This is a genomic window from Lutibacter sp. (genome assembly GCF_041555395.1).
In the GTDB taxonomy this organism is placed as follows: domain Bacteria; phylum Bacteroidota; class Bacteroidia; order Flavobacteriales; family Flavobacteriaceae; genus Lutibacter.
In genome coordinates this window covers 1-6,238 of the sequence record NZ_JBFFKM010000086.1, presented here as the reverse complement: position 1 = coordinate 6,238, position 6,238 = coordinate 1, and the positions used below count along the sequence as shown (strand labels likewise).

Genomic DNA, 6,238 nt, shown 5'->3' with positions numbered 1-6,238 from the left:
AGAATGACCTGAAGTTGAAAATTCAGTACCTATGCTAATTCCTGGGTGTGGATTATTCTCTTCAAACTGTGTAAGGGGTTGACTATAGTCAAATATGATAGCTGTCTGAGGGCTAATTTTAAAACGGCCTCCAAAAGCAATGGCAAACATGTCATTTTCCATACCAGGCTCCACTGCATTGAAATGCGAAATACTTGGTGCAATTTGCAACGAAATATTTGGTGTAAACCTTTTTGCAATAATCACTTGGTTGAAAAAAGAATATCGGTCTTGAATCATATTGAAAGTAGATTCAGGTCTTGCGTCAATGGTAAAATTCCCATAATAAGAAACACTTACAGGCATGCTGTTAGATCGTGTTTGTCTTAACAAGGCAACTTTCCAGTTAAAATCTTGCAAACGGCTATTTTTGGTAGTACCGAAACCAATTGTCAATCTTTTGTGAATGGCATAAGACAAAGCAATTCTAATGTTTGCACCATCGCCATAAATACCGGCCAACGTGTTGGTTTCTTTAAGTAATCCAAATCTGTGTTGCATTTGCACTTCTAACGAGTTTTTGTCAAACAAAACATTGGTAGGATTTTCAATAAGCGTAGCGCTTTCAAAAGCGGATCTTTCCAATTGTTCTTTAGCAACAACGGCTGTAGTGTCTTCTGTGCTCTCTTCTTGTGCCATTGAAATTACGGGTAACAACAAAAGAACAAAAAGTATTTTTATATAATTTTTCATGTGTCTGTCTTAAAAATTAGTTTCGCTTAGCACCTTGGTTTATCCAAGTTTTAATTAATGATAAGTTTGCGGTTGCCAAATTTTGGTGACCATCTTTCAATTGATTATACAATTTACTTTCGGCAGCGTTGCCGGCAGTAACATATTGAGGTACAAGGGCGCTGTAAGCAAAACCTTCTCTTAAATCCGGATTTCTGCTGGTATTGTGGCAACCAATACAATTGGCCGTAAAAATAGGCTGTATTTGAGTTCCAAATAAAATATCAACATCAGAAGGCAATTCAGGAATTACCTTTTCTTGTAATTCATCATAATAACAAGAGTTCATTGCCAAACCCACGCATACGATCAATAAAATTTGAAATATTTTTTTCATTTTTAGTTTTTGAATTGTTATTGATAATTATAAAAAAATCAGGAGTTGTTGTCTCCTGATTTTAAAAACCATCTAATTATGGTATTGCAGGTAAACTATTCAATTTTTGAATAGCATTTTTAAGCATTGCCTCAGTATATGGAGGATTGTGAATTCCATGACTATGGTCTGATGTTGCAGATGCATAATTCCAGAAAATTTCTACATAGGCCTTTGGTAAAACTTGACCAGTTATTAGTTCAGGCCTTCTTGAGCCCATTACCGCCATATTTTTAGCAAACATCAAATCTTTAAGTTGCTCTTCTAAAGCAAGAATTTCTGTTTGAAAACCATTTCTGTCAAAAGTTGTTAGGCCATCATGACATTTTATACAAGTATTTAAAGTTGGATTAAACGTATGTGATCCGTTATCGTCATAGCCAAAACCTTCTTGAGAGTTTGTATTAGGGTCTCCCATATGGCATTTAGTACAAGATAATACAGAATGAGGATTGTCGCCAGCCCCAGGAATTGCAACATCTCCAGTAATGGCATAACCTTGAATTCCTTTCATAAAGGTTGCATTTACACCGTAATGCGGACCAATTCCATTATTTTCGCTTGTTACAATATAAGTGCCATCTGCTTCAAAAGAAGGTTCAGCATCACGTGGTTGGTGACATTGGACACACATATTACTTGTATTATTGAAGTCAATTGTTACTCCTGGCATTTGATTTAATTCTACAGGGCCAAAACTTCTTAATGCAAAATCATAACCATCATTTTCAAAATCAAACGTGCTGTGTTTGTTATGGCAAGTTGTACAGGTTTTTTTTGTAAGAACTGTTCCGGAAGGATAGTCAAGTTCGTTAAATGTTCCTTTTAATGCCGCAAAATAACCTTCTTGTGAATGACAAGCGGCACATCTTCCATCTCTAGTCTTTCCAGTACTGTGTTTAGATAATGGAAATGAGTCTTCAATTGGTTTTCTATGGGTTTTATTATGACAAGAAACACATGTGGCAGTACCTGCAACGCCGTCTTCACCATCTTCACCAACATACCCATCTATACCCGGGAAACCTTGAGGGCCAGCAATTGGGTCGCTTGTGCACTGAATGAACATTAAACTTGATGCTAAAATCATCAAGAAACTAAGTAATTTCAAATTTTTCATAATATTAGATATTTGTTTGTTTTTAAATCCTACTATAAAATTAATCATAATATTAACATTTGTTTATGATAAATATCATTTTTTTTTAAAGTCTTAAATCGTTTATAATTAGTTATTTAACATTTATTAGGGTTATTTATAGATAATTTAATGTAAAGTTAACGCTACAATTGTTACACAAAAATGTAATTGTTGTCATTTAGCAGTGAAAATTTTGTTAATAATAATTGAATTATGACTACTTATTAAGCGTGCAGCCGTTGGCATATTTATTAAATTAAGTATGCTATAATTTAAGATGATTTTAGGGAGTGTTATTATGAAAGTCACAATAAATAAATGAGCTGATTTTTTAAATTATAATTGTACCAACCAAAAAACAGCTCAAATTTTTTGTAAATTTGCGGAACAAAAAAAGATACAATGGCAAGATTCGAAATAAAACTTCCCAAAATGGGTGAAAGCGTTGCGGAAGCAACCATAACTTCCTGGTTAAAAAATGTTGGTGATCATATTGATATGGATGAGGCAATTGTTGAAATTGCTACCGATAAAGTAGATTCAGAAGTGCCCAGTGAGGTGGAAGGAACTTTGGTTGAAATATTATATGATGTGGATGCTGTGGTGAAAGTTGGAGAAACTATTGCTATTATAGAAGCTTTAGATGAAAGTGCATCAGAAAAAGGAGGAGCCGCTTCTTCTAAAGAACTCATAGGTGAAGCCGAAGAAATTGAAAAAGAAGTTGAAAATGCCATTGAATTTAAAAGTATTGGCAAAGTTTCCGAATCGGGTAAATTCTTTTCTCCTTTAGTCAGAAATATTGCTACTAAAGAAAATGTTTCTATGGAAGAACTGGAAGCAATAATAGGTACCGGAAAAGATGACAGGGTTACTAAAAACGATATTTTAGCCTATGTTGAAAGCGACAGAAGTGACGCCAAGCCGATTAATAAAGAAATTATTGCAGAAGTTAAGCAGCCTAAAGCCGAACCAAAAGAAATGGTTAAAACTGCTGCGCCAATATCGGTGAGCGGTGAAGACGAAATTATTGAAATGAGCCGAATGGGTAAATTGGTGGCACATCATATGGTGGCTTCCGTTCAAACTTCCGCACATGTGCAGTCTTTTATTGAAGTTGACGTAACCAACATTGTTAAATGGAGAGAACTTAACAAAGACAAATTTTTTGCCCGTGAAGGTGAAAAAATTACCTACACACCCATTTTTATGATGGCGGTTGCCAACACCATCAAAAAATTCCCAATGATTAACATTTCAGTTGATGGTGATAAAATTATCAAAAGAAAAGCGATCAATTTAGGAATGGCGGCTTCATTGGCCGATGGAAATTTAATTGTTCCAGTCATTAAAAATGCGGATCAGTTGAATTTGGTGGGAATGACAAGAGCCGTAAACGATTTGGCTAACAGGGCGAGAAAGGGTCAACTAAAACCTGATGATATTCAAGGAGGAACTTATACGGTAACTAATGTTGGGAGTTTTGGAAGTGTTTTTGGAACGCCAATAATTAACCAGCCGCAAGTTGCAATTTTAGCCTTGGGAGCTGTTCGAAAAGTGCCTGCAGTAATTGAAACGCCTGATGGCGATTTTATAGGAATACGTCATAAAATGTTTATTTCGCATTCGTATGATCACCGTGTGGTTAATGGCTCTTTAGGAGGGATGTTTATTAAAGCGGTTAAAGAAAGTTTGGAAGCATGGGACGTAAATACCGACTATTAATTTACAAATATTATTCATGGAATTGTTAAGTAACTAGTGACTTTTTCTGAAATAAATATGAAACCTGTTCTTTTAATTTAGTTAATTGAGCGGGTTTTTTTGATTTGCTCGTAATTATAAATTAAAACTTAAATGAATGGCTTAATTTTAAGCATTGTAATAATTACCAATGTCAAAAATTTATAAAGTTTTAAAAAAGAATCGATTAATAGTTTGACTGGTTTAAAAAATTTAAATTTGCACCAACATAAAATTTGAAATAAAGATGATTAAAGCGTTTAGAATTGTTACGTTGCTTGAAGGATTTTCACTTTTAGTGCTGTTGTTTATTGCGATGCCATTAAAATATATATGGAACCTGCCACAAATGGTGCAGGTAGTTGGTATGGTGCACGGTATTCTTTTTTTATTATTTGTGGTTTTGGCAATCATGGTTTTTTATGAATTAAAATGGAGTTTTAAAACTTTGGGAATTATTTTGTTTGCTTCTGTAATTCCATTTGGTGCAATTTATATTGACAAAAAACACTTAACACGATAAAGTATGATTGGGGATATTGAAGTAAGATTTTACATCAATTTTATACAGGAATATTTAATTGATAAGGGAATGTTGTTTTTTTGGGCGAGTTTCATAAATTTATTGGTAACCCTAATGCTGCTGGGTTTAGTAATACTTTTTTTGGATAGAATTTTGCGTAAAATAATTATTGTAACCTTTAAACTGTTTTCTGAAAAAACCAAGACAACTTTAGATGATTTTTTGGTTCAAAGTAAATTCCCCAGATACATTGCACATATTATTCCGGTATACATTTTAAAATTCAGCATTCTATATATCGTTGAGGGATACCCATTTTTAATTGAAATTTTCACTATTGCCGTTAATGTTTATGCGGTTATATTAATTGTTCAAATTGTTAGAAGTTTTTTAAGATCTACCCAAAAATATTTACGAACCAAAGAAAAATACAGAGACAAGCCTTTGGAAAGTTATACGCAGGTAATCATGCTGTTTTTTTGGGGAATTGCCGCCATTTTTATTGTGTACCAGTTAACGGGAAAAGACATTATGAGTTTTGCCACTTTGGGTGCCGCTTCCGCAGTGATATTGTTAATTTTTAAAGACACTATTTTAGGCTTTGTCGCTTCAATCCAAGTTTCAGTAAATGATATTGTAAGGATTGGAGATTGGATTTCTTACAATAAATTTGGCGCCGACGGGTTTGTGACTGATATTAATTTAGCGACGGTACTTGTTCAAAACTGGGACAATACCTATACAACCATTCCAACTTATAGCTTAATTTCCGATTCTTTTCAAAATTGGAGAGGGATGCAGGAGTCTGGAGGACGACGCATAAAAAGAGCCGTTTTAATAAAACAGTCATCCATAAAGTTTTTAACCGATGAAAAAATTGAAGATTATAAAAAAATACAATTGGTAAAATCTTATATTGAACACAAGCAACGTGAAGTTTTGAAGTATAATGAAAAGACGGCGGCTGACAAATCGGTTTTAATCAACGGAAGAAATCAAACTAATTTTGGTATTTTCAGAAAATATGTGAATGCCTATTTAAACGAAAATTCTGCTGTAAACAAAGAACTTACTTTAATGGTGAGGCAATTAGAACCAACTTCAAAAGGAATTCCTTTAGAAATATATTGTTTTACCAGCGACAAACGCTGGGAAAATTACGAAGCTATTATGGCTGATATTTTTGACCACGTCATTGCTTCAGTGCCTTATTTTGATCTGGAAATTTTTGAGGAACCAACAGGAAAAGACTTAAGGTCCTTGGCGGAAAAAAATGTTAAATATTAGAAATGCGAATTAAGGATTAAAAGCAAAAAGAAACCAATTTTAGCAAAACAGCTATTTTAGCGTTTTTTTACGCGCACAACACCAGTCAAAACGGGAGCTCAAGGGAGGGTAAAGGGAGGATACTCCATACATACTCCATACATAGTGTTATAGTAGTGTTATAGTGACTATAACATTCGGACTAAATAGTCACACCAAATTTTAGGCATTTTAGTGACTAAAAAAAGAACATGAAATGAACCTAAAAATAAAACAACTCTAGGCACTCCAAACTTTAAGTACTAATTTTCATTTACTTTTAACCGTGCTGTTGTAGTTGTTGTTTCATTTGAAAAATCATTTTCCAAATACTTCAAATAGCCCACAATGGCAATCATTCCGGCATTATCGGTAGTATATT

Annotated in this window: 6 protein-coding genes and 1 pseudogene; 3 read left to right on the top strand and 4 right to left on the bottom strand. The window is 33.8% G+C overall.

Annotated features, from left to right (window positions below; all coding sequences use genetic code 11):
- The 3 genes from ABY285_RS11980 to ABY285_RS11970 form a co-directional block, all read right to left on the bottom strand.
- On the bottom strand, nucleotides 1–732 hold a 732-nt coding region (locus ABY285_RS11980), incomplete at its 3' end, for a DUF5777 family beta-barrel protein (protein ID WP_372770366.1).
- Between the two features lie 16 nt (nucleotides 733–748).
- On the bottom strand, nucleotides 749–1,108 hold the full coding sequence (locus tag ABY285_RS11975) for a hypothetical protein (protein ID WP_372770364.1): 360 nt from the start codon (nucleotides 1,106–1,108) through the stop codon (nucleotides 749–751).
- Nucleotides 1,109–1,184: 76 nt separating this feature from the next.
- A complete protein-coding gene (locus ABY285_RS11970; RefSeq protein WP_372770362.1) occupies nucleotides 1,185–2,267 on the bottom strand; it encodes a cytochrome c3 family protein in 1,083 nt (360 codons plus the stop codon).
- Between the two features lie 423 nt (nucleotides 2,268–2,690).
- Here ABY285_RS11970 and ABY285_RS11965 point away from each other — a divergent pair, with 423 nt between their 5' ends.
- From ABY285_RS11965 to ABY285_RS11955, 3 genes are all read left to right on the top strand, one after another.
- A complete protein-coding gene (locus tag ABY285_RS11965; RefSeq protein ID WP_372770360.1) occupies nucleotides 2,691–4,010 on the top strand; it encodes a dihydrolipoamide acetyltransferase family protein in 1,320 nt (439 codons plus the stop codon).
- Between the two features lie 265 nt (nucleotides 4,011–4,275).
- A complete protein-coding gene (locus tag ABY285_RS11960) occupies nucleotides 4,276–4,551 on the top strand; it encodes a DUF3817 domain-containing protein (protein ID WP_372770358.1) in 276 nt (91 codons plus the stop codon).
- Between the two features lie 3 nt (nucleotides 4,552–4,554).
- Nucleotides 4,555–5,838 (top strand): mechanosensitive ion channel family protein, encoded by a 1,284-nt coding sequence (locus ABY285_RS11955; RefSeq protein WP_372770356.1) that lies wholly within the window; start codon nucleotides 4,555–4,557, stop codon nucleotides 5,836–5,838.
- Between the two features lie 281 nt (nucleotides 5,839–6,119).
- Here the strand turns inward: ABY285_RS11955 and ABY285_RS11950 are convergent.
- Nucleotides 6,120–6,238, bottom strand: a pseudogene (locus ABY285_RS11950) (tRNA (adenosine(37)-N6)-threonylcarbamoyltransferase complex transferase subunit TsaD); the annotation flags it as partial.